The organism is Massilia luteola, assembly GCF_034420155.1.
GTDB lineage: Bacteria > Pseudomonadota > Gammaproteobacteria > Burkholderiales > Burkholderiaceae_D > Telluria > Telluria luteola.
In genome coordinates this window covers 30,711-52,674 of record NZ_JAXOFN010000022.1, presented here as the reverse complement: position 1 = coordinate 52,674, position 21,964 = coordinate 30,711, and the positions used below count along the sequence as shown (strand labels likewise).

The 21,964-nt window shown below is 66.1% G+C and carries 20 protein-coding genes; 11 read left to right on the top strand and 9 right to left on the bottom strand.

Annotation, left to right across the window (positions count from 1 at the left end):
- Positions 1-3: 3 nt before the first annotated feature.
- Both U9J41_RS20570 and U9J41_RS20565 read left to right on the top strand, forming a co-directional pair.
- Positions 4-1,041 (top strand): rhomboid family intramembrane serine protease, encoded by a 1,038-nt coding sequence (locus U9J41_RS20570; RefSeq protein WP_322404029.1) that lies wholly within the window; start codon positions 4-6, stop codon positions 1,039-1,041.
- Positions 1,038-1,733, top strand: a complete 696-nt coding sequence (locus U9J41_RS20565) for a 2OG-Fe(II) oxygenase (RefSeq protein WP_322404028.1) — start codon at positions 1,038-1,040, stop codon at positions 1,731-1,733. Before U9J41_RS20570 ends, U9J41_RS20565 begins: the two co-directional genes overlap by 4 nt.
- A 105-nt stretch (positions 1,734-1,838) precedes the next feature.
- Here U9J41_RS20565 and dxs read toward each other — a convergent pair whose 3' ends face one another.
- The 3 genes from dxs to U9J41_RS20550 are packed head-to-tail and all read right to left on the bottom strand — an operon-like array spanning position 1,839 to position 4,885.
- Positions 1,839-3,707: a 1-deoxy-D-xylulose-5-phosphate synthase gene (gene dxs, locus U9J41_RS20560; RefSeq protein ID WP_322404027.1), complete on the bottom strand. Its 1,869-nt coding sequence runs from the start codon at positions 3,705-3,707 to the stop codon at positions 1,839-1,841.
- Complete coding sequence (locus tag U9J41_RS20555; protein ID WP_322404026.1) at positions 3,708-4,604, bottom strand: polyprenyl synthetase family protein; 897 nt, start codon at positions 4,602-4,604, stop codon at positions 3,708-3,710.
- Positions 4,601-4,885: an exodeoxyribonuclease VII small subunit gene (locus U9J41_RS20550; protein ID WP_322404025.1), complete on the bottom strand. Its 285-nt coding sequence runs from the start codon at positions 4,883-4,885 to the stop codon at positions 4,601-4,603. Before U9J41_RS20550 ends, U9J41_RS20555 begins: the two co-directional genes overlap by 4 nt.
- Before the next feature lie 473 nt (positions 4,886-5,358).
- Here U9J41_RS20550 and U9J41_RS20545 point away from each other — a divergent pair, with 473 nt between their 5' ends.
- Genes U9J41_RS20545 through U9J41_RS20535 form a run of 3 tightly spaced genes read left to right on the top strand, consistent with a single transcriptional unit; the run spans position 5,359 to position 8,272 of the window.
- Complete coding sequence (locus tag U9J41_RS20545) at positions 5,359-6,474, top strand: aromatic ring-hydroxylating oxygenase subunit alpha (RefSeq protein ID WP_322404024.1); 1,116 nt, start codon at positions 5,359-5,361, stop codon at positions 6,472-6,474.
- Between the two features lie 13 nt (positions 6,475-6,487).
- A complete protein-coding gene (locus U9J41_RS20540) occupies positions 6,488-7,399 on the top strand; it encodes a DMT family transporter (RefSeq protein WP_322404023.1) in 912 nt (303 codons plus the stop codon).
- A gap of 9 nt (positions 7,400-7,408) precedes the next feature.
- Positions 7,409-8,272, top strand: a complete 864-nt coding sequence (locus U9J41_RS20535; protein WP_322404022.1) for a sulfurtransferase — start codon at positions 7,409-7,411, stop codon at positions 8,270-8,272.
- A gap of 177 nt (positions 8,273-8,449) precedes the next feature.
- Here U9J41_RS20535 and U9J41_RS20530 read toward each other — a convergent pair whose 3' ends face one another.
- From U9J41_RS20530 to U9J41_RS20515, 4 genes are all read right to left on the bottom strand, one after another.
- Positions 8,450-8,593 carry a hypothetical protein gene (locus tag U9J41_RS20530; RefSeq protein WP_322404021.1) on the bottom strand — a complete coding sequence of 48 codons (144 nt, stop codon included), beginning with the start codon at positions 8,591-8,593 and terminating at the stop codon, positions 8,450-8,452.
- A 91-nt stretch (positions 8,594-8,684) separates the two neighbouring features.
- Positions 8,685-9,434, bottom strand: a complete 750-nt coding sequence (locus tag U9J41_RS20525; RefSeq protein WP_322404094.1) for a ZIP family metal transporter — start codon at positions 9,432-9,434, stop codon at positions 8,685-8,687.
- A gap of 112 nt (positions 9,435-9,546) precedes the next feature.
- Positions 9,547-10,362, bottom strand: a complete 816-nt coding sequence (locus tag U9J41_RS20520; protein WP_322404020.1) for a dienelactone hydrolase family protein — start codon at positions 10,360-10,362, stop codon at positions 9,547-9,549.
- A 103-nt stretch (positions 10,363-10,465) separates the two neighbouring features.
- Positions 10,466-11,683, bottom strand: coding sequence for a DUF4382 domain-containing protein (locus U9J41_RS20515; protein WP_322404019.1), 1,218 nt, complete (start codon positions 11,681-11,683; stop codon positions 10,466-10,468).
- A 235-nt stretch (positions 11,684-11,918) separates the two neighbouring features.
- On the opposite strand from U9J41_RS20515, the gene U9J41_RS20510 reads away from it, so the two are divergent.
- Positions 11,919-12,707: an alpha/beta fold hydrolase gene (locus U9J41_RS20510; RefSeq protein WP_322404018.1), complete on the top strand. Its 789-nt coding sequence runs from the start codon at positions 11,919-11,921 to the stop codon at positions 12,705-12,707.
- A gap of 26 nt (positions 12,708-12,733) precedes the next feature.
- On the opposite strand, the gene polA is transcribed toward U9J41_RS20510, so the two are convergent.
- Positions 12,734-15,493 (bottom strand): DNA polymerase I, encoded by a 2,760-nt coding sequence (polA, locus tag U9J41_RS20505; protein ID WP_322404017.1) that lies wholly within the window; start codon positions 15,491-15,493, stop codon positions 12,734-12,736.
- A gap of 185 nt (positions 15,494-15,678) precedes the next feature.
- Between polA and U9J41_RS20500 the strand changes: the two genes are divergently transcribed.
- The 3 genes from U9J41_RS20500 to U9J41_RS20490 are packed head-to-tail and all read left to right on the top strand — an operon-like array spanning position 15,679 to position 17,905.
- Positions 15,679-16,122: a DUF2782 domain-containing protein gene (locus U9J41_RS20500; protein ID WP_322404016.1), complete on the top strand. Its 444-nt coding sequence runs from the start codon at positions 15,679-15,681 to the stop codon at positions 16,120-16,122.
- A 59-nt stretch (positions 16,123-16,181) separates the two neighbouring features.
- The gene (locus U9J41_RS20495) at positions 16,182-17,141 is read left to right on the top strand and encodes a homoserine kinase (protein WP_322404015.1); all 960 of its coding nucleotides are present in this window, start codon (positions 16,182-16,184) and stop codon (positions 17,139-17,141) included.
- A complete protein-coding gene (locus tag U9J41_RS20490; protein WP_322404014.1) occupies positions 17,138-17,905 on the top strand; it encodes a BPSS1780 family membrane protein in 768 nt (255 codons plus the stop codon). Before U9J41_RS20495 ends, U9J41_RS20490 begins: the two co-directional genes overlap by 4 nt.
- A gap of 152 nt (positions 17,906-18,057) precedes the next feature.
- On the opposite strand, the gene U9J41_RS20485 is transcribed toward U9J41_RS20490, so the two are convergent.
- Positions 18,058-20,376, bottom strand: a complete 2,319-nt coding sequence (locus tag U9J41_RS20485) for a UvrD-helicase domain-containing protein (protein WP_322404013.1) — start codon at positions 20,374-20,376, stop codon at positions 18,058-18,060.
- Between the two features lie 258 nt (positions 20,377-20,634).
- On the opposite strand from U9J41_RS20485, the gene U9J41_RS20480 reads away from it, so the two are divergent.
- Positions 20,635-21,177: an SRPBCC family protein gene (locus tag U9J41_RS20480; protein WP_082548277.1), complete on the top strand. Its 543-nt coding sequence runs from the start codon at positions 20,635-20,637 to the stop codon at positions 21,175-21,177.
- Positions 21,178-21,350: 173 nt separating this feature from the next.
- On the top strand, positions 21,351-21,863 hold the full coding sequence (locus U9J41_RS20475) for a hemerythrin domain-containing protein (RefSeq protein WP_322404012.1): 513 nt from the start codon (positions 21,351-21,353) through the stop codon (positions 21,861-21,863).
- Positions 21,864-21,964: the final 101 nt, after the last annotated feature.

Sequence of the window (21,964 nt, the reverse complement as noted above, 5' to 3'; positions counted from 1 at the left end):
CGGATGACGGCAACCTTCGACGTCCGCTTCCACGCCGGCCGCGCCAACTGGCCGGCCAATCCGTTCCACTTCCAGGGCAAGGGCGAGGTCGCCGTCGAGCCGGACTTCGTGCTCGTGCGCGGCAGCAGCCACCGCTCGTTCCGCTTCCCGGTGCGCGCGGAACACCGGCTGCGCGTGGTCGACATCGTCAACGTCCACACGGACGGCGAGGACGTGCACTTCCACGTGCTGGGCGTACGCGAGAACCTGGGCGTCGGGTTCAGCGCGCCGGACGCCGCGACGGCGCAGCGGATCGCCGCCCTGCTGCCGGCGCGCCGGACGGAAGCCTTTGCCGTCGCCCACGCGGAGCGCAACGACTTCCACGACCGGATCGATTACTGGAGCCCGTCCACCCCCGTGCTGTGGACCCTGCTGGCGCTGAACATCGGCATCTACTTCCTCATGTGGCTCGTGCGCCGCAACCTGCCGGGCGGCGCGATGGGATCGATGCTGGGCTGGGGCTGGAATTCGAACTACGACGCCGTGCTGCGCTCGATCCAGCTCGTCGACTGGGGCTCGAACGTCGGCCGCCTGACCTTGAACGGGCAATGGTGGCGCCTCGTCACCTCGCTGTTCCTGCACGGGAGCATCCTGCACCTGGCGTTCAACATGATCGCGCTGTGGCAGGTCGGCCAGCTGGTCGAGCGCCTGTTCGGCAGCCTGCGCTTCACCGCCCTGTACATGATCGCCGGCGTGTGCGGCAGCGTCGCGAGCGTGATGTGGAACGCGCACGTGAACAGCGTGGGCGCGTCCGGCGCGATCTTCGGCATCGTCGGCGGCCTGTTCGCCTTCATGCGGCGCGAGAACAGCGGCGTGCCGCCCACCGTCGTGCAGGACTTGCGCGGCTCGCTGCTGCCGTTCCTGGTGTTCAACCTGGCGGCGGGCTTCCTGTATCCCCATACGGACAACGCGGCGCACATCGGCGGCCTGGCCGGCGGCTGGCTCGCCGGCCACCTGCTGGCGCGCTCGCTGCACGTGCCGGCGGAGCGGAAAACGGCATGAACGACGACTTCATCGGCATCTACGACGGCGCGCTGACGCCCGACCAGTGCGCGCACATCCTGGCGCGGTTCGAGGCCAGCGACAAGCACATGCGCGGCCGCACCGGCATGGGCGTGGACGTGGCGAAGAAGGACAGCTGGGACATCACCATCAGCCAGTACAAGGAGTGGCACGACGTCTGCAACGTGATGACGACGGCCGTGCGGCGCCACCTGGCCGATTACATGGACCGCTACCGCGCGCTGCTGCTGGGCGCCCTGGCGCCGACGGTGGCGCATCCCGCCACGGGCCGGCCGGTGGCGCTCGCGCTGGACAATTTTGACGAGTGCGGCCGCCCGCACCTCGATGGGCTGATCGAGGCCATGTACCGCTGCGGCGCGATCAACCTGCAAAAATACCTGCGCGGCAGCGGCGGCTACCACCACTGGCATTCCGAGATCTATCCGCAGAACGCCAGTTGCGACACGCTGCACCGCGTGCTGCTGTTCCAGTTCTACCTGAACGACGTGGCGGAGGGCGGCGAGACGGAATTCCTGTACCAGCGCCGCAAAGTCGAGGCGCGCCAGGGCCGCCTGATCATCGCCCCCGCCGGTTTTACGCACACGCACAAGGGGCACGTGGCGACGAGCGGCGACAAATACGTGGCCACGTCGTGGATCCTGTACCGCCGCGCCGAGGAGTTGTTCGCGTAGGCTGGGCATTCGAGGCCAGGGCCGCGAATGAAACGAGCCCAGGCGTAACGTACGCGTATCGTGAACGTCCGCATGGGCACGGGGTGCCCACCGGGCGTAATGCGTTCAGAGGTTGTTGACGACGAGGCGCGGCTCGCCGCTGCCGAAGCGTTCGCGGATCGATGCGCCGATGCCGTGCGCATCCAGGCCGACGGACGCCAGCAGCATGGCCGGATCGCCGTGGTCGATGAAGCGGTCCGGCAGGCCGAGAATCAGCAACGGCTTGACGATGCCCGCTTCCGCCAGCGCCTCCGCGACGGCGGAGCCGGCGCCGCCCATCGTGCAGCCCTCTTCCACCGTCACCAGGCAGTCGTGATCGCGCGCGAGCCGTTGCACGAGGTCGACGTCGAGCGGCTTCACGAAGCGCATGTCGGCGACGGTCGCGTTCAGGCCGTCGGCGGCGCCGAGGCTGGGCGCCACCATCGAGCCGAACGCGAGGATCGCGACGCCCTTGCCCTCGCGGCGGACGACGCCCTTGCCGATCTCGAGGACATCCAGCGCCGGATCGATGGCCGCGCCGATGCCGGCGCCGCGCGGGTAGCGCACGGCGGCCGGGCCTTCGTGGCGGTAGGCCGTCGTCAGCATCTTGCGGCATTCGTTTTCGTCCGACGGCGCCATCACGACCATGTTCGGGATGCAGCGCAGGTAGGCGATGTCGTAGTTGCCGGCGTGCGTGGCGCCGTCGGCGCCGACGAGGCCCGCGCGGTCCAGCGCGAACGTCACGTCCAGGTTCTGCAGCGCCACGTCGTGGATCAGCTGGTCGTAGCCGCGCTGCAGGAAGGTCGAGTAGATCGCGACGACCGGCTTCATGCCTTCGGTCGCGAGGCCGCCGGCGAACGTCACCGAATGCTGCTCGGCGATGCCGACGTCGAAGTAGCGGTCCGGGTATTCCTGGTTGAAGCGCACCATGCCCGAGCCTTCGCGCATCGCCGGCGTGATGCCGACCAGGCGCTTGTCGACCGACGCCATGTCGCACAGCCAGTTGCCGAACACCTCGGTGTACGTGATCTTGGAGGCCTTGGCGGGCTTGATGCCTTCGCTCGGATTGAATTTGCCGGTGCCGTGGTACAGGATCGGCTCGGCCTCGGCCAGCTTGTAGCCTTGCCCCTTCTTCGTCACGACGTGCAGGAATTGCGGACCCTTCAGGCGCTTGATGTTTTCCAGCGTCGGGATCAGCGAATCGAGATCGTGGCCGTCGATGGGGCCGATGTAGTTGAAGCCGAATTCCTCGAACATCGTGGCCGGGACGACCATGCCCTTCGCGTGCTCTTCGAGTTTCTTCGCCAGCTCCAGCATCGGCGCGGGCAGCATCGTCTTGCCGACGTTCTTGGCGGCCGCGTAGAACTGGCCCGACATCAGGCGCGCCAGGTAGCGATTGAGCGCGCCGACCGGCGGCGAGATCGACATGTCGTTGTCGTTCAGGACCACGAGCAGGTCGACGTCGTCCTCGACGCCCGCATTGTTCAGGGCCTCGAAGGCCATGCCGGCGGTCATGGAGCCGTCGCCGATGACGGCGATGGCCTTGCGTTTTTCGCCCTTGATCTTCGCAGCCGTTGCCATGCCGAGGGCCGCCGAGATCGACGTCGACGAGTGCGCCGTGCCGAACGTGTCGTACGCGCTTTCGTCGCGCTTGGGGAAGCCGGACAGGCCGTTCAGCTGGCGCAAGGTGGGCATGCGTTCGCGCCGGCCCGTGAGGATCTTGTGCGAATAGGTCTGGTGGCCGACGTCCCACACGATGCGGTCTTCCGGCGTATTGAACACGTAGTGCAGCGCGATCGTCAGCTCGACGGTGCCGAGGTTGGACGACAAATGGCCGCCCGTCTTGGAGACCGAATCGAGCAGGAACTGGCGCAGTTCGTGCGCCAGCGGCGTGAGCTGGGTGCGCGGCAGCTTGCGCAGGTCGGCCGGGTCGTTGATGGTATCTAGCAGTTTCATTTATGCCTTCCGCTGCACGATCAGGTCCGCGATCTCGCGCAGCCGCAGTGCTTGTTCTCCGAACGGCGCCAGCGCGTCGTGCGCCTCCCGCCGCAATTGTTCGGCCAGCGCCCTGGACGGCTCCAGCCCCAGAATCGACACATAGGTCGGCTTGTTGTCGGCCGCGTCCTTGCCGGCCGTCTTGCCCAGCGTGGCCGAGTCCTCGGTCGCATCGAGGACGTCGTCCACGACCTGGAACGCGAGGCCGATCGCGCGCGAATACGCGGCGAGCGCTTCCTGCTCGTGCGACGCGAGGTCGCGGCCGGCCAGGGCGCCCAGCAGCACGGACACGCGCAGCATCGCGCCCGTCTTGAGCTGGTGCATGCGCTCCAGTTGGTCGAGCGTGAGGCTGATGCCGACGCTGTCCAGGTCGATCGCCTGGCCGCCGCACATGCCGGCGGAACCTGCCGCCTCGGCCAGCAGGCGCAGCATGGTCACCGTGCGCGCCGCCGGCACGGTGGCCGTCCCGGCCAGCACCTCGAAGGCCTGGGCCTGCAGCGCGTCGCCCACGAGCAGCGCGGTCGCTTCGTCATACGCCACGTGCACGGTCGGCTTGCCGCGGCGCAGGGCGTCGTCGTCCATGCACGGCATGTCGTCGTGGACGAGCGAATAGGCGTGGATCATTTCGACGGCGCACGCAGCGCGCGCCAGCGCGTCAGGCGCCGCGCCGAACAGCGCGCCGCTCGCGTGCACGAGCAGCGGGCGCACGCGCTTGCCGCCGCCCAGCACCGTGTAGCGCATCGCTTCGTGCAGCTTCGCCGGCACCCGGCTTGGCGCCGGCAGGAAGCGGTCGAGGGCGCTTTCCGCGTCGGCCTGCACGGCCTTCACCCAGGCCTGGAACTCCTGGGCCGCGCTCATACGTCGTCCTCGCCGTCGGCGCTGAACGGCTTCAGCATCTCGCCTTCCAGCACCTTGACCTGCGATTCGACCTTTTCCAGCTGGGCCGCGCAATAGCGCACGAGCTCGGAACCGCGTGCATACGCGGCCACCGATGCTTCCAAGGGCAATTGCCCACTTTCCATTTGGGTCACGAGTTGGGCCAGTTCGGCCATCGCCTGCTCGAAGGATTCCGGCGGCTGCGCGGCCGGCGCTCCGGCGGCCGGCGCTCCGGCGCTCTCCGCGTTTGTTTTATTTGGCATAATGAGTTTGATCGATTCGGGGCGGGGCCGCACTACGCGCAACCTGTGCGCGGCGCGCCAGTCTAATCGCTTATTTTAAACAATCCTACTTCGACACGAACGGTGCGCCTGTCGCCGCCAACTTGCAAGCAAGGATACATTTTATCGCAAAGCGCTTGGGGATTCATGAAAACGATGCCGTTTAGGCAATTTTTGAACACCCACGTACCACAATCGCGAGCCGGTCCGGGACTGTAGAGCTCGTTACACGCTATAATCTCCGGTTCTGTCTCCGACATACCGTATTCCGCTCTTGATGGAGCGAGAACAACCGCCGCGAGCCGCCGCAGTGTTAGTCGAGAAGCGCAACCGTACCTCAGTGCGGTGAGCATCGCAAACCGACAATGCAGCGCGCGGCAAGCTGTTCGACGTTCCAAAATACTGTTCTCGGATTCTTTCTCTTCTTTGGCTGAAATCTGTAAAGGGGGGTTGGGATGTCCGATCTGGCTACCCACGCCAAGCTGGCGCGTTCGCTCGCCCAGCTTCCGGTAAATGTTTATTTCGACGAAGCGCTGCTGCAGCGCGAAATGCAGCAATTGTTTCTCAAGGGGCCCCGCTACGTCGGCCACGAGTTGATGGTGCCCGAGGCGGGCGATTTCGCGACCCTGAAATCGGAGAACGAGGGCCGCATGCTGGTGCGCAACGCGCAAGGCATCGAATTGCTGTCGAACGTCTGCCGCCACCGCCAGGCGCTGATGTTCAATGGCCGCGGCAACGCCAAGAACATCGTGTGTCCCCTGCACCGCTGGACCTACGACCTCAAGGGCGAACTGATCGGCGCGCCGCATTTCGCCGACACGCCTTGCCTCAACCTGTCGAGGACGCCGCTGCAGAACTGGAACGGCCTGCTGTTCGAACAGAACGGCTACGACGTGATGGACAAGCTGGGCAAGCTGTCCGTCACGAAGGACCTCGATTTCTCGGGCTATATGTTCGACCACGTCGAGGTGCACGAGTGCGACTACAACTGGAAGACCTTCATCGAGGTCTACCTGGAGGATTACCACGTCGAGCCGTTCCACCCGGGCCTGGGCAACTTCGTCAGCTGCGACGACCTGCGCTGGGAATTCGGTCCGGACTTCAGCGTCCAGACCGTGGGCGTGCATCGCGGCCTGCAGAAGTCCGGCTCGCCGGCCTATCAGAAATGGCAGGAACAGGTCCTCAAGTTCAACAACGGCCAGGCACCGAAATACGGCGCGATCTGGCTGACCCTGTATCCGAACATCATGGTCGAGTGGTATCCGAACGTGCTCGTCGTGTCGACCCTGTGGCCGCTGGGTCCGCAGAAGACGCGCAACGTGGTCGAGTTCTACTATCCGGAAGAATTCGTCCTGTTCGAGCGCGAATTCGTCGATGCCGAGCGCGCCGCCTACATGGAGACGTGCGTCGAGGACGACGAGATCGCCCTGCGCATGGACGCCGGCCGCAAGGCGCTGATGGAACGCGGCGTCACCGAGGCGGGCCCGTACCAGTCGCCGATGGAAGACGGCATGCAGCACTTCCACGAATGGTATCGCGGCAAGCTCGACAATATTCCTCCGGGGATGTGATGGTGTCCAGCTGATGGCCCCACTCTGGATGTTGGTCGCCAGCTTCCTGTTCGCCGCCATGGGCGCGTGCGTGAAGCTGGCCTCCTCGCTCTACTCGACGTCGGAAATCGTGATGTACCGGGGCCTCATCGGCGCCCTGCTGCTGCTGCCGATGATTCGCCTGCAGGGCGGTTCGTTCAAGACATCGTTCCCGAAAGAGCATCTCTGGCGCAGCGTCGTCGGCGTCGTCTCGCTGTGGCTGTGGTTCTACGCGATCGCCAAGCTGCCGCTGGCAACCGCCGTCACCCTCAATTACATGGCGCCGATCTGGCTCGCCACGTATATGTTCTTCATTGGCTGGTGGCGCGGCAAGGGCTTGCCCGAATGGCCGCTGGCGCTCGCGATCACGATGAGCTTCGTCGGCGTGACGCTCGTGCTGCGTCCCGCCGTCGCGACCCATGAGTGGATCGGCGGCGTCGTCGCCATCGCCTCGTCCGTGATCGCCGCCATGGCGTACATGCAGGTGCGCCGCCTCGGCCAGATGGGCGAGCCGGAATACCGCGTCGTGTTCTATTTTTCCGTCACGATGGGCGTCGCGGGCCTCGTCGGCTCGCTGCTGGGGAACGGCATGAGCACGTTCCGCCCGCAATCGTGGCACGGCATGGGCCTGCTGGCGGGGATCGCCGCCAGCGGCCTGATCGCCCAGATCGCCATGACGCGCGCCTACCGCATCGGCAAGGTGCTCGTCGTCGCCAACCTGCAGTACATGGGCATCATCTTTTCCAGCCTGTGGGGCATGGTGCTGTGGGGCGACGTGTTCGACTGGCACGTCTGGCTGGGCATGGGCGTGATCCTTCTCTCGGGGATCGCCGCGACGTTCTACAATACGACGCGCACGGCGCGCGGCGCCGTCGTCAAGGAACTCGACCCCATCGTCACCGAATAAAGGAGTGCCATGTCCAGCTTCACGACCCTGATCGAACCCGCCGCACTGGCAGCGCATGTCGCCGACCCGAACTGGGTCGTCGTCGACTGCCGCCACGACCTCATGAACCTCGCCGCCGGCCGTGCGGCCTATGCGGCCGGCCACATCCCGGGCGCCGTCTTCGCCGACATGGAAACGGCGCTGTCGGGCGCCAAGCGCGACGCGGCGGGAAACTTCCGCGGCCGCCATCCGCTGCCGGAGAAGGAGGCGTTCATCGAACTGCTGCGCGGCTGGGGCGTGAACGACGATACCCAGGTCGTCGCGTACGACGCGCACGGCGGCATGTACGGCGCGCGCCTGTGGTGGATGCTGCGCTGGGTCGGGCATGACGCCGTCGCCGTGCTGGATGGCGGCCTGCCCGCGTGGCAGGCGGCGGGACAACCCGTCGTCGCCGATGCGCCGGCCCCGCGCGCCCGCGGCAGCATTGCCGCCCGCCCGTCCCTCGTGACGACGGTGGACGTGGCCGCGGTCCTGCACAACGTGGAACACGGCGGCAAGACCATCGTCGACGCGCGCGCGCCGGACCGCTTCCGCGGCGAGAACGAGACGATCGACCCGGTCGGCGGCCATATCCCGGGCGCGAAGAACCGCTTCTTCAAGGACAACCTGCAGGCCGACGGCCGCTTCAAGGCGCCGGATCAGCTGAAGGCGGAGCTGGGGGTGGCGGTGGGCGATCCGAAGGACGCCATCATGCAATGCGGCTCCGGCGTGACCGCGTGCCACAACCTGCTGGCGCTGGAAGTGGCCGGGTTGCGGGGCGCGGCGCTGTATCCGGGATCGTGGAGCGAATGGACGGCGGATCCGAAGCGCGCGGTGGCGACGGGCGCCGCCTGATCATTCCGTCGCTCCTGCGTCACCCCGGCGTCCCCGCGCCACCCCGGCGTCCCCGCGTCACGCCGTCGTCCCCGCGCAGGCGGGGACCCAATTTTGAGAGCGCTGCCGCTGCGCATGAAACTTGGGCCCCTGCCTGCGCAGGGGCGACGTTCACAAGCCGCGTGCCACCGTTCGGAATCAATGGCTGAAGTCGTACGGAGCGGGCAGGAAGTCCGCCAGCGTGAACAGCACGACCGTCACCACGAGCGCCATGAGCACGTACCCGAAGCGCGACGGCTTGTCGCGCAATGCCACGACCAGTTGATTCAGCAGCCTTCCCATGCTCGCCTCCGTTCAGGTTACGGTTCAGCATAGGACGCAAGGAATCGCCCTGTCAACCGGCAGGCGCAGGGATCCCGCCGTGATCCGTATCTTAATGGCCGTGCGTCAGGAACAAGACGACGACGACACCGAGCCCGATCAACAGCACCTGCGGAATCGAATCGCGCACGGTGGCGCGGCGCTGCATCTGCGGCATCAGGTCGCTGACGGCGATGTAGATGAAGCCGGACGACGCGAACACCAGCACGTAGGGAATCAGGTTGCTGGCGCGGTCCAGCGTCGCATAACCGAGCACCCCGCCCAGCACGGCCAGCAGGCTGCATAACAGGTTGAACACGAAGGCGCGCACGCGCGAGAAACCGGCGTTCAGCAGCACGATGAAGTCGCCGATCTCCTGCGGGATCTCGTGGGCGATGATGGCCACGCCCGTGACGATGCCCAGCTGCGGATCGGCCAGGAACGCCGCCGCGATCAGGATGCCGTCGGTGAAGTTGTGCATGCCGTCGCCGATCAGGATCATCCAGCCGGCGCGTCCCGCCTGCATGGCGTCGTGGCCGTGGGCGTGGTGGTGCCCGTCGCCCTCGTGGTGGTGCGAATGGCGCAGCAGGGCCACCTTCTCCAGCAGGAAGAACGCGAGCAGTCCGCCCAGCAGGGTGGCGAACAGCGCATGCGTATCGGCCTTCGATTCGAACGCTTCCGGCAAGGCGTGCAGCAGCGAAGTCGACAGCATGATGCCGACCGACAGGCTGACCATGCGTTCGACGACTTTCGTCAGCAAGGCAAAGGAAAACACCGCGGCGGCCGTGATGCTGACCACGCCCGCCAGGCCGGTGGCCAGCAGGATGGAGATGAGAATCGGGTCGATCTTGAAGCCTCTTCTTTTTCTTGGGGCGCGCGGATGCACACGCCCTCGGGCGCAAACCGCTGATTGTAACCCGACGGGCGTGGCGCCGTCAGACGACGCCGTGTTCGCGCAGCCAGGCCAGCGCGCGGGCGAAGCCGTCGCGGGCAGCCTTCGCGTTGTAGGTCGGGCGATAGTCGGCGTTGAACGCGTGGCCGGCGTCGGGGTAGACGACGATCGCGGAATCGCTGGTTCCCTGGCCCAGGGCGGCCGTCATCTTCTCGACCGTGGCGAGCGGGATGCCGGTGTCCTTCGCGCCGTACAGGCCGAGCACGGGCACGGTGAGCGCCGGCGCGACGTCGATGGGGTGATGCGGCTGGCCGGGAGGATTCGGCGCGGCCACCAGCTTGCCGTACCACGCCACGGCCGCCTTCACGCGCGGGTTGTGCGCCGCGTACAGCCACGTCATGCGCCCGCCCCAGCAAAAGCCGTTGATGCCGAGACGGTCGACGTCGCCGCCGTTCCGGCCGGCCCACGCCACGCAGGCGTCGATGTCGCCCATCACCTGGGCGTCCGGCACCTTGCGGACGATGCGCGCCATGAGCGTCGTGATGTCGGGGATGGTGGACGGGTCGCCCTGGCGCACGAAGAGATCCGGCGCCAGCGCCAGGTAGCCCCGCTTGGCGAAGCGGCGCGCCACGTCGGCGATGTGCTCGTGCAGGCCGAAGATTTCGGAGACGACGATCACCACCGGCAGCTTGTCCTGCCCGGCCGGACGGGCGTGGTAGACGGGTACCGCCTGGCCGTCGACCGTCAGGCTGGCCAGGCCGGCGGCCAGGCCTTCGGTATCGGTGTGGATCACGGACTGGGTTGCGATGGGCCGGGCGGCTGCCGCAAAACCATCGCCGGCGCTTGCGTTGTCGTTCATTTGCATCTTTCGTTCGCGGGTGACAGGCCTGCCATGTTAGCAGCGCCATCCGCGTCACGCTTGCCCGCTGTGCGGCGCCGGCGCGCCGCACAGCGGGCGGCGCTTACGGCGCCAGCGTGAAGTCGACCTTGGTCGCGTTGGCGGTCGAGATGTCGACCGCGTCGATCGCCTTCGTCGTATAGCCCGTGCCGCTGGCCTCGACGCGGTACTTGCCGGCGCCCGGCAAGACCGTCGTCGCCGTCGCGAAGGTCAGGGGCAACGTCGCGCTGTACGCCGCATACCGGGGTGCCGCGACCGGCAGGTTGGCGATCGTGTAGGCGCCGGTCGAGACATCGGCGCCCGCATACTTGACGGTCACGGTCGGTCCCGCCGCGAACGTCTGCTTCGCCGCCACATACGCCGCCTCGGCGGCATTCGCCGGCAGGGTCACCGTGCCCGCGATCGAGCCCATCGCGCTGGCGGGCAGGTCGAGCGGCGCGCTCGCGCTGCTCAGCACCGTGCTGCCGCTGGCCGCGACCGGCACGGCGCCGACGACGCCGGTGGCATGGTCGTCGGCCGTGACGACCACGTCGTAGTTGCCGGCGGCCAGGTGCGACAGGAAGAACTCGCCCGTCGTCGCGTTCGGGACCGTGGCACCGATCTCGACGCCGTTCTGCTGCGCCGACACGGTGACGTGGCTGCCCAGCAGCGCCGTCGCGACGACGCCGGAAATCCCGACGGCCGCCGTCGGCACCACCTTCACGACAGGTTTCAGCAGGTAACGGCCCTTCCCTTGCGTGACCACCGACTTGCACGCGTCGAAGTCGAGCACCAGGTCGACCTGCTGGCCGGCCGCGACGTCGAATTCCTTCGCCAGCTTGATGCCGCTCTGGACGGCGCTCGGCGTCGTCAGCGTCTGTTCCGTCCCGCCCGTCGGCACGACCGAGTTGGCCAGGCCGCTGCCGCCGTTCGCATCCAGCACGAGGCGCAGTTGCGAGTAATGCCCGGCGGGCAGCGGCGTCTGGCCCAGCGTGTCCAGCACGCCGTTCGTCAGGTTCAGCAGGTTGATCTTCCTGGCCGGATTCAGCGTGATGTCGGTCCAGCCCGCATCCGTATCGCTCGCGCTCGCGCTGGCGTTGACGCGAATCTTGTTGACGGTCACGTTGACGGCATCGAAGCCGCAGGCCGGCGCGTCGGTCAGCGCGACGCTCAAGGTGCCGGTGGACGTCGTCGTCGGCGCCGGCGTGCCCGAACCACCGCCACCGCCGCCGCATGCGACGAGGGACGTGGCGATCAGGGCGCTGCCTGCCAGCAGTGCGGCTTGGTGGAATGTCTTGTTCATGGTGTTTGCCTTTATGGATGCCCGTCTCATCACGGACGGTCAGTCCAATCTACATTCCCATGGGAAATTTTTATGTTAGGCAGCGCACATTGAAACGTCTGCTTACAGCTGCAGCATTTTGTTGTCGTGTAAACACGACTTATCCTGTACGCATAGATATTGAACAAGTTATGTTTGACAACATAATATGGCTGCGTATCCTCCATGGCATTCCTCCAACCGCGCAAGGAACGTCATGAATACCACCACTCCTCAACGCGTCACCGTCAACGGCATGCAGGTCCACGTGGAAGAACAAGGCAGCGGCAAGCCCCTGGTCCTGCTGCACGGCGGGATCATGGCCAGCGAGGTATTCGGCCGGAACATCGCCGCGCTGGCGACGGGCCGCCGTGTGATCGCCATCCACCTGCAGGGCCACGGGCACACGCCGGACGTGGACCGCCCGCTGCGCTTCGAATCGCTGGCGGACGACGTGGCGGCCGTGATCCGCCAACTGGATCTCGGCAATGCCGACCTGCTGGGCTATTCGTTTGGCGGCGGGGTCGCGCTGCAGATGGCGATCCGCCATCCCGACGCCGTCGACCGGCTGATCGTCGTCTCGGCGGCGGCGAAGCGCGCCGGCTTTTATCCGGAAGTGCGCACCGCGTTCGACCACATGGACACGCAAGCGGCGCAGATCGGCGCCCAGGTGGCGAAGTCGCCGCTGGGCGCGCGGTATCCTGAAGTGAATTGGGAAACGGCGTTCCGCAAGATGGGCGAGCTGCAAAGCCGCGATTACGACTGGATGCCGCAGGTGGGCGCCATCGGGGCTCGGACGATGCTGGTGTTCGCGGATGCGGACGCGGTCACGCTGGAACACATCGTCGAGTTGTATCGGGCCCTCGGCGGCGGGCAGCGCGACGCGGGCCTGGACGGTTCGCTGCGCGCCACGGCGCGCCTGGCCGTCGTGCCGGGGACGACGCACTACGACCTGTTGGCGACGACGGCCGTCGCACGGCTGGCCGAGGACTTCCTCGGCGCGTAGGGTGGACGGCTGTGCCGTCCACCCTACTAGTGCGCCTCTTCCCAGTTGCTGCCCACACCCGTTTCGGCCACGAGCGGCACCTTGAGCGTGGCCACGTCGCCCATCAGTGCCGGCAGCTTCTGCTTGACGAGATCGAGCTCGTCCTGCGGCACTTCCAGCACCAGTTCATCGTGCACCTGCATCACCATGCGCGTTGCCAGGGCCTCCTTCTCGATCCAGTCCTGCACGGCGATCATCGCCAGCTTGATCAGGTCGGCGGCCGTGCCCTGCATCGGCGCATTGATCGCGGCCCGTTCGGCGCCGGCGCGGCGCGGGCCGTTCGGCGAGTTGATCTCGGGGAGCCACAGGCGGCGGCCGAACACCGTCTCGACATAGCCCCGCTCCTTGGCGAGCAGACGGGTCTCGTCCATGTAGCGCTTGACGCCCGCGAAGCGCTGGAAATAGCGCTCGATGTAGTTGCTGGCGGCGCCCCGTTCAATGCCCAGGTTCTGCGCGAGGCCGAAGGCGCTCATCCCGTAGATCAGGCCGAAGTTGATGACCTTCGCGTAGCGCCGCTGCTCGCTCCCCACCTCGTCCGGCGCCACGCCGAAGATCTCGGCGGCGGTGGCGCGGTGGATGTCCTCGCCGGCCGCGAACGCGCGCAGCATCGCCTCGTCTTCCGAGATGTGGGCCATGATGCGCAGCTCGATCTGCGAATAGTCGGCCGACACGATCACACTGCCCGGCGGCGCGACGAACGCTTCGCGGATGCGGCGGCCCTCGCCCGTGCGCACGGGGATGTTCTGCAGGTTCGGATCGTTCGACGCGAGCCGGCCCGTGATGGCGACGGCCTGCGCGTAGTTCGTGTGCACGCGGCCGGTCTTCGCGTTGACCATCTTCGGCAGCTTGTCGGTGTACGTCGACTTCAGCTTCGACAGGCCGCGGTGCTCCAGCAGGATCTTCGGCAGCGGATAGTCCTCGGCCAGCTTCTGCAGCACCTCTTCGTCGGTCGACGGCGCACCGGTCGCGGTCTTCTTGATCACCGGCAGCTGCAGCTTGCCGAAGAAGATCTCGCCGATCTGCTTGGGAGACCCGAGGTTGAACGGGCCGCCGGCCAGCTCATACGCTTGCCGCTCCAGTTCCATGATGCGCGCCGCCAGCTCGTTCGACTGCGCCGCCAGTTTGTCGGCGTCGATCAGCACGCCGTTACGCTCGATCTTCTGCAACACGACGGACGTGGGCAGTTCGATCTTGCGGTAGATATGGTTCAGGCCTTCGTCGCTTTCCACGTGGCCGATCATCGCCTGGTGCAGGCGCAGGGTGATGTCGGAATCTTCCGCCGCGTACTCGGTCGCGCGGCCGAGTTCCACCTGGTCGAAGCAGATCTGGTTCACGCCCTTGCCGCACACGTCGACGAAGGGGATCGTCGTATAGCCCAGGTGGCGCAGCGCCATCGTGTCCATGTCGTGCGGCTTGTGCGATTCGAACACGTACGATTGCAGCAGCGTGTCGTGCACGATGCCGCGCAGTTTCACGCCGTGGTTTTCGAAGATGTGGCTGTCGTACTTGAGGTTCTGCCCCAGTTTCGGCTTGCCCGGGTTTTCCAGCCATGGCTTCATGCGCGCCAGGACGTCCTCGCGGTTCAGCTGCTCGGGCACGCCGGCGTAGCGGTGCGCGAGCGGGATGTACGCGCCCTTGCCCGCTTCGACGGACAGCGAGATGCCGACCATTTCCGCCGTCATCGGGTCGAGCGACGTCGTCTCGGTGTCGACCGACGTCAGCGCCGCCCTGTCGACCAGGTCCAGCCAGCGCTCGAACGCGTCCATCGTCGTGACGGTCTCGTACTCGCCCTTGATGATCGGCATGCCCGGCTGGGTGGCGCCCGTGCCTTCCGGCGAATTGAGGGCGGGTGCCGGCGCGCCGGGCGCGCCGTACTTGGCCGCGTTGCCGGGGCCGATCTCGCGCAGCATGGTCTTGAAGCCATAGCGCTGGAAGAAGTCGCGCAGCGCCTCCTTGTCCTCGGGGCGGCCGACGAGGGTTTCCTCGATCGACACGATGTGGCCCACGAGGTCGCAATCCGTCTTCACGGTGATCAGTTCGCGGCCTTTCGGCAGCCAGTCGAGGGCGGCGCGCAGGTTCTCGCCGACGGCGCCCGTGATGCTGTGGGCGTTTTCGATCACGCCGTCCAGCGAACCGTGCAGGGCCAGCCACTTCACGGCCGTCTTGGGACCGCACTTGGTGACGCCGGGGACGTTGTCGACAGTGTCGCCGATCAGGGTCAGGTAGTCGATGATGCGGTTCGGGGCCACGCCGAATTTCGCCAGCACGCCCGCCTCGTCGAGCTTCTCGTTGCTCATCGTGTTGATCAGCATGACCTTGTCGTTCACGAGCTGGGCGAGATCCTTGTCGCCCGTCGAGACGACGGTGCTCAGACCACGCGCCGTCGCCTGCGCCGCGAGGGTGCCGATGACGTCGTCCGCTTCGACGCCCTCCACCATCAGGATCGGCCACCCCATGTGGCGCACGACTTCGTGGATCGGCTCGATCTGTTTGGCCAGGTCTTCCGGCATCGACGCGCGCGTGGCCTTGTACTCCGGATACAGGTCGTCGCGGAACGTCTTGCCCTTGGCGTCGAACACGCAGGCGATGTACGCGGCCGGGAAGTCCGCACGCAGGCGGCGCAGCATGTTGACCATGCCATGCATCGCGCCGGTCGGGTAGCCGTCCGGGCTGCGCAGGTCGGGCAGCGCGTGGAACGCACGATAGAGATAACTGGAACCGTCGACGAGAAGCAGGGTATTGTCCATAGGGCAGAATCGAGAGTGGGCCGCGGCGGCACGGCAAAACGTGCGCCATTATCGCAGAAACAGGGTAGAAAAAAGATAAGCCGGCAGTACCGCCGGCGATGCCATCCAGATGGGGACGAAGCCACACTTTTCACAGGGAAGTGGCGCCGTTTGTTACAATGGACTAAACGACAAAGGTGACCATCATGCCGCGTACCTCTTCCAGCCTCGCCATTTTCGCGCTGTTCCTGGCCACCCAGGCCGGATCGGCCGCGGCCCAGCAGTCGGCGCCGCAGCCGACGCCCAGCCCGGCGCCGCCGAAGCTCGAGCGCATCGAACCGGGGAGCGACGTGCCCGCGACCAGTATTCCGCCGAAACGCGGCACCCAGATCAAGGAAACCCGCGACGGCGGCCAGGTCACCGAAGTCGAAGTCACCACGCCCGGTGGCAGCCATTACTACATGAAACCGAACACCCAGCCCGGCAACGCGCAGACGAATTCGATCCGCGCGCCGCAGTGGAAGGTGGGTGAGTTCGACCTGTCGGGCAAGCGGAAAGCCACGAGCGAATCCGGCACCAATGCCCCGACGACGGCCGACGCGCCGCCGCCTCCTCCCATGCCGGCTACCGCCGCGCCTGAGAAGAAGTAAGCCGTCAACAGGACCGGCCACCCCGCGTGGCCGCTACAGCGACTTTTCTTTCCTATACAATGGCAGTCTTCACCCCGGTCACGCTGGATGACCTCTCCCAGTGGATCAAGCAGTTTCCTCTTGGTAAAGCCGTCGCGCTCAAGGGTATCGCGAGCGGTATCGAAAACAGTAATTTCTTCCTGACGACGGAACGCGGCGAGTACGTCCTCACCGTCTTCGAAAACCTCGACTTCGAGCAACTGCCCTTCTACGTGCAGCTGATGCGCCACCTGGCCGAGCGCGGCATCCCCGTGCCCGCGCCCGTGGCGAACGAAGCCGGCGAGCTGGTGGTAGCGCTGCACGGCAAGCCTGCCGCCATCGTCAGCAAGCTCGACGGCAGCTCGCAGATGGACCCGCAGCCGGTCCATTGTGCCGAAGTGGGCGCGATACTGGCGCGGATGCACCTGGCCGGACGCGACTTCCCGCTGCACCAGCCGAATCTGCGCGGGCTGGACTGGTGGGTCGAGACGGTGCCCAAGGTCCTGCCCTGGCTAGCCGCGGACACGGCCGCGCTGCTGCAATCGGAACTGGCATTCCAGCGCGACTTCGCGGCCGGCACCACGTATGCGCAACTGGAACGCGGTCCCGTCCACGCCGACCTGTTCCGCAACAACGTGATGTTCGTCGGCGAACGCTTGAGTGGCTGCTTCGATTTCTACTTTGCCGGCTGGGACACCTGGCTGTTCGACCTCGCCGTCACCGTCAACGACTGGTGCATCGACCAGGACAGCGGCCGCCTCGACGCGGCGCGCGTCCTGGCCATGACGCGCGCCTACCACGCCGTCCGTCCGTTCACGGCGGCCGACCAGGCGGCGTGGCAGCCGATGCTGAGGGCGGCGGCGCTGCGCTTCTGGCTGTCGCGCCTGTACGACTTCTACCGTCCGCGCGAGGCCGAAATGCTGACCCCGCACGATCCCACCCACTTCGAAAGAGTCCTGCGCGAGCGTATCGCGACAGGCGCCCCCGACCTCACAGCATGAACGATTTACCCGCACGTACCGGATGGGAGTGGCTGAAGCAAGGCATCGGCCTGTTCCGCAAACAGCCCGCAGCCCTGACGACGCTCCTCTTCGCCAACATCCTGTTCAGCATCGGCCTGTCGGCCGTGCCGTTCCTGGGTTCGGTGCTTGCGGTCGTGCTGATTCCGTCGTTCTCGATGGCCTTCATGCAGGCCTGCCTGATGATCGAGAACGGCGACCGGGTGACCCCGGCCGTGCTGCTGACAGGCTTCCGCCAGCCGGCGCTGGCCGCGCTGTGCAAGCTCGGGCTCGTCTACCTGGGCGTGTCGCTGCTGATGATGGTGATCACGCGCCTGGCGATCCCGCCCGAGGTCCTCATGCAGATGATGCCCCGGCCCGACGCCAAGACCCCGCCGGACATCCAGGCGTCGCACCTGCTGGCCCTGTTCGGCGTGTTCCTGCTGGACGTGGCCGTGCTGGTGACACTGTGCTTCGCCGCCCCGCTCACCTACTGGAAGCACATGGGGCCGGGCAAGGCCACGTTCTACAGCTTCTTCGCCGTCATCCGCACGGCGCGCCCGTTCCTCGTGCTGCTGGCGGCCTGGTTCGCCATTTTCTTTGGTGTGTGCATCCTCGCCGCCCTGGTGTTCGGCGACGCCGCGCTGGGGCGGGTCGTGCTCATGTGGCTGATCTTCCTGTTCGTGCTGTTGCTGCAATGCGCGATGTATGCGGGGTATCGCACGATTTTCGGCAAGCCGGTCGACAAGGCGCCGCAGCCGGCGTGATGCCGATGTGATGGCGGGCACGGGGTGCCTGCGCCGGCCGCGCCCCCCCTACGATTACACGATCCAACGTTGGGTGGGCGGCCTCCGCCCACGCGGGCGTTTGCGCATCACATGCATGCGCGTGGGCACGGGGCGCCCACCCAACGGCCAATTTATCGGCCGACGCGCTCCAATTTGGCCACCGACAGGTCGAGCACCTTCATCCCCGCCGCACCGAAATTGATCTGCGCGCGCGCGTTGCTGCCGCCGCCCTCGATGTTGACGATCACACCTTCGCCGAACCGCGCGTGATTCACCGACTCGCCGATGCGCCATCCGGTCCCGTTGCCGCTGCTGGACTTTTGCGCGATCTGCTTGGCGATCTGGTTGTCGCTGCCGCCTTCGCGGAAATCGGCGTCGTCCCAGGCCGTCGTCGACTTGCGGCCGGCGAACCAGTTCGTCTGCACGCGCGGCGTCAGCCATTTCAGCGCGTGCTCCGGCAGCTCGTCGAAGAAGCGCGACTTCATGTTGAAGCGCGTCTGGCCGTGCAGCATGCGCTGCTGCGTAAAACTCATGTACAGGCGCTGGCGCGCGCGCGTGATCGCCACGTACATCAGCCGGCGTTCCTCGTCGACGCCATCCATCTCGCGCGCGCTGCTCTCGTGCGGGAACAGGCCCTCTTCCAGGCCCGTGATGAACACGGCGTCGAATTCCAGGCCCTTGGCCGAGTGCACGGTCATGAGCTGCATCGCTTCCTGGCCGGCCTGCGCCTGGGCGTCGCCCGCCTCCAGCGACGCGTGCGCGAGGAAGGCGGACAGCGGCGACATCACGGTCGACAGCGGCGCGTCCGCGTCGAGCACGTCGATGCCGTCGCCGTCCACGATCGCCGTGCCGCTCGCGGCCAGCGCCTGCGGGCCGAGGTGGGCCGGCGCCTGCGTGCCGAAACCTTCTTCCTGCACGAACTGGGTGGCGGCGCCGACCATCTGCTGCAAGTTCTCGATGCGCTCCTGGCCCTCTTTTTCGTTGCCGTAGTGCGCCAGCAGCGTGCTACGCTCGAGCACGACGCGCACCATCTCCGGCAGCGGCAGCTGCTGGGTCTCGAAGCGCGCGCTCTCGATCAGCTTGACGAAGTTGCCGAGCGCCGTGCCGGCCTTGCCCGTCATGTAGGGCACGGCCGCGTACAGCGACACGCGATAGCTTTCCGCCGCCATCTGCAACTGCTCGATCGAACGGGCGCCGATGCCGCGCGTCGGGAAATTCACGACGCGCATGAACGCGGAATCGTTGTGCGGATTGTCCATCAGCTGCAGGTAGGCGATGGCGTGCTTGACCTCGGCGCGCTGGAAGTAGCGCAGGCCGCCGTACACGGTGTACGGCAGGCCGGCCGCGAACAGCGCGTGCTCGATCACGCGGCTCTGCGCGTTGGAGCGGTACAGCACGGCGATCTCGCTTTTACTGACGCCTTCGGCCATCAGGCTCTTGGCCTCGTCGATGATCCACTGCGCCTCTTCGAGGTCGGACGACGCCTCGTAGATGCGCACCGGCTCGCCCTGGCCCGCGTCCGTGCGCAGGTTCTTGCCGAGGCGTTTCGCATTGTTCGAAATGAGGTGGTTGGCGCTGTCGAGGATGTTGCCGTGCGAGCGGTAGTTCTGCTCCAGCTTGATCAGGTTTTTCACTTCGAAGTCGCGCTCGAACGCCTGCATATTGCCGACATTGGCGCCGCGGAACGCGTAGATGCTCTGGTCGTCGTCGCCGACGGCGAAGATGGCGCCGCCGCGCTGCTCGCCGTGGCCGGCCAGCAGCTTCAGCAGGTTGTACTGCAGGTCGTTGGTATCCTGGAACTCGTCGACGAGGATGTGGCGGAAGCGCATCTGGTAATGCTGGCGCAGCGGGTGGTTGCGCTGCAGCAGTTCGTACGAGCGCAGCAGCAGCTCGGCGAAGTCGACGACGCCTTCGCGCTGGCATTGCTGGTCATAGAAATCGTACAGCTCCGCCATGCGCTTCTGCACGTGGTCGTACGCTTCGACCTCGTGCGCGCGCTGGCCCCGGTCCTTGGCGTTGTTGATGAAGTACATCAGGTCCTTGGCCGGATACTTTTCATCGTCCACGTTCAGCGCCTTGAGCATGCGCTTGATCATCGACAGCTGATCCTGCGAATCGAGGATCTGGAACGTCTGCGGCAACGCGGCGTCGCGGTGGTGCGTGCGCAGCAGGCGGTTGCACAGGCCGTGGAACGTGCCGATCCACATGCCGCGCGTATTCACCGGCAGCATCGCCGAGAGCCGCGTGAGCATCTCCTTGGCGGCCTTGTTGGTAAAGGTCACGGCCATGATGCCGGCCGGGGACACCTGCCCGGTCTGGATCAGCCAGGCGATGCGGGTCGTCAGCACCCGCGTCTTGCCGGACCCGGCGCCCGCAAGAATGAGGGCGCTCTGGGACGGCAGCGTGACGGCGGCCAGTTGTTCGGGGTTCAGGTTGTCGAGGAGATTCATGCGGGCATTATAACGTCGTGACCCGCCCCCGGCATCGCCGCGGCGGCATTTTTACTGATGATATATACAGTATCACAACAACGTCGCCACCGAAACCTGACTGCATCCACAATGTTTCCGCAAGGCTCGCGGGCGCCATGATGATCGCTTTTCACGTAATTTTGACGACAGATGGGGTTTTTCATCGGTCCCGCCTTTGTCAGGCGTGGACCACTTTTGTGTATCGCAAGCGAACGCTCTTGGCATAAGGAGGTAAAAATGCTGAACCGTGTAGTGACGGTCGCCGCGCTGGCCGTCGGCGGCATGATGCTGTCCAAAAAAATGAAGGGTAATAAATCGGGCATGGGCTCGTCGATCCTCGAAACGATCGAGGTCAATGTCCCCGTGCGTACCGCCTACAATCAGTGGACCCAGTTCGAAGACTTCCCGCAGTTCATGGGCAGCGTCCATGAAGTCCGTCAACTGGACGACAAGCGCCTGCACTGGAAGGCCAATGTGGCCGGCGAGGACAAGGAATGGGATGCCGAGATCACGGAGCAGATTCCGGACAAGCGCATCGCCTGGCGCAGCACCAGCGGCGTGCCGAACGGCGGCGTCGTGACCTTCCACAAGCTGTCCGACGACGTCACCCGCATCACCTTGCAGATGGATTACCAGCCGGAAGGACCGGCTGAGAAGATCGGCGACGCCCTCGGCGCCGTGCGCCTGGAAGCCCGCGGCAACCTGCAGAAGTTCAAGGACCTGCTCGAAAAACGCGGCAAGGAAACAGGCGCCTGGCGCGGCAGCATCTCGCAGCACTGAATCTCCCGCCACCCGTATGTACGCCGCCCGCCAGGCGGCGTTTTTTTTGACAAAGCCGTTGCTGCGACACGACCTTGGGTGCGTTGGCGAACATGCCGTACGGGTGACGGCGAGTAGGATTAAACCCTGACGGCATATCGGAATATGCCGGGCAACCGTTCAGGAGAACATCCATGGCAACGACAGACGACCCCGTAAGACGGAAACTGCAAGACGCGTTCCCGATCGATAATCCCGTGCAAGCCCTGATGCGCGACCACGACCTGGTCCGCAAGCTCGCCGACAAATACCAGAACACGCAAAGCGCCGACGTCAGGAAGCAGGCGGCGACCCAGCTGATCCAGGCCATCCACATGCACTCGCGCCTCGAGGAAGGCGTCTTCTATCCCGGCGTACGCCGTGTCGACCCGAACCTGGTCGCCCGCTTCGAGGAAGACCACCTCGCCGTCGACGACCTGCTGGCCACGCTGCAAGGCATGTCGCTGGACGAGGCCCGCGCCGAGCCATTGGTACGCGAACTGATAGCCGCCGTCCTGAGCCATATCCGCCAGGAGGAAACGCAGCTGTTCCCGGAACTCAAGCAGGCGGCGCTCGACCTGACGTCGATCGGGCTGCAGATGCAGGCCTTCGAAGCCAACCTCGTGCACATGCAGGCGCAGCTCAGCGACCGGGCCGCGCGGTCCTGAGCACGACGCGCACCTTCAATTGTCGCCCCCGCGTAGGCGGGGGCCCAATTCATGTGCAGGCCGCTCAGTACTTGGATCCCCGCCTGCGCGGGGACGCGCTC

What these genes read in the sequence shown, in the direction of transcription:
- U9J41_RS20570 (WP_322404029.1), top strand. Translation starts at nt 4, where the DNA reads ATGACGGCAACCTTCGACGTCCGCTTCCACGCCGGCCGCGCCAACTGG.
- U9J41_RS20565 (WP_322404028.1), top strand. Translation starts at nt 1,038, where the DNA reads ATGAACGACGACTTCATCGGCATCTACGACGGCGCGCTGACGCCCGAC.
- dxs (WP_322404027.1), bottom strand. Translation starts at nt 3,707, where the DNA reads ATGAAACTGCTAGATACCATCAACGACCCGGCCGACCTGCGCAAGCTG.
- U9J41_RS20555 (WP_322404026.1), bottom strand. Translation starts at nt 4,604, where the DNA reads ATGAGCGCGGCCCAGGAGTTCCAGGCCTGGGTGAAGGCCGTGCAGGCC.
- U9J41_RS20550 (WP_322404025.1), bottom strand. Translation starts at nt 4,885, where the DNA reads ATGCCAAATAAAACAAACGCGGAGAGCGCCGGAGCGCCGGCCGCCGGA.
- U9J41_RS20545 (WP_322404024.1), top strand. Translation starts at nt 5,359, where the DNA reads ATGTCCGATCTGGCTACCCACGCCAAGCTGGCGCGTTCGCTCGCCCAG.
- U9J41_RS20540 (WP_322404023.1), top strand. Translation starts at nt 6,488, where the DNA reads ATGGCCCCACTCTGGATGTTGGTCGCCAGCTTCCTGTTCGCCGCCATG.
- U9J41_RS20535 (WP_322404022.1), top strand. Translation starts at nt 7,409, where the DNA reads ATGTCCAGCTTCACGACCCTGATCGAACCCGCCGCACTGGCAGCGCAT.
- U9J41_RS20530 (WP_322404021.1), bottom strand. Translation starts at nt 8,593, where the DNA reads ATGGGAAGGCTGCTGAATCAACTGGTCGTGGCATTGCGCGACAAGCCG.
- U9J41_RS20520 (WP_322404020.1), bottom strand. Translation starts at nt 10,362, where the DNA reads ATGAACGACAACGCAAGCGCCGGCGATGGTTTTGCGGCAGCCGCCCGG.
- U9J41_RS20515 (WP_322404019.1), bottom strand. Translation starts at nt 11,683, where the DNA reads ATGAACAAGACATTCCACCAAGCCGCACTGCTGGCAGGCAGCGCCCTG.
- U9J41_RS20510 (WP_322404018.1), top strand. Translation starts at nt 11,919, where the DNA reads ATGAATACCACCACTCCTCAACGCGTCACCGTCAACGGCATGCAGGTC.
- polA (WP_322404017.1), bottom strand. Translation starts at nt 15,493, where the DNA reads ATGGACAATACCCTGCTTCTCGTCGACGGTTCCAGTTATCTCTATCGT.
- U9J41_RS20500 (WP_322404016.1), top strand. Translation starts at nt 15,679, where the DNA reads ATGCCGCGTACCTCTTCCAGCCTCGCCATTTTCGCGCTGTTCCTGGCC.
- U9J41_RS20495 (WP_322404015.1), top strand. Translation starts at nt 16,182, where the DNA reads ATGGCAGTCTTCACCCCGGTCACGCTGGATGACCTCTCCCAGTGGATC.
- U9J41_RS20490 (WP_322404014.1), top strand. Translation starts at nt 17,138, where the DNA reads ATGAACGATTTACCCGCACGTACCGGATGGGAGTGGCTGAAGCAAGGC.
- U9J41_RS20485 (WP_322404013.1), bottom strand. Translation starts at nt 20,376, where the DNA reads ATGAATCTCCTCGACAACCTGAACCCCGAACAACTGGCCGCCGTCACG.
- U9J41_RS20480 (WP_082548277.1), top strand. Translation starts at nt 20,635, where the DNA reads ATGCTGAACCGTGTAGTGACGGTCGCCGCGCTGGCCGTCGGCGGCATG.
- U9J41_RS20475 (WP_322404012.1), top strand. Translation starts at nt 21,351, where the DNA reads ATGGCAACGACAGACGACCCCGTAAGACGGAAACTGCAAGACGCGTTC.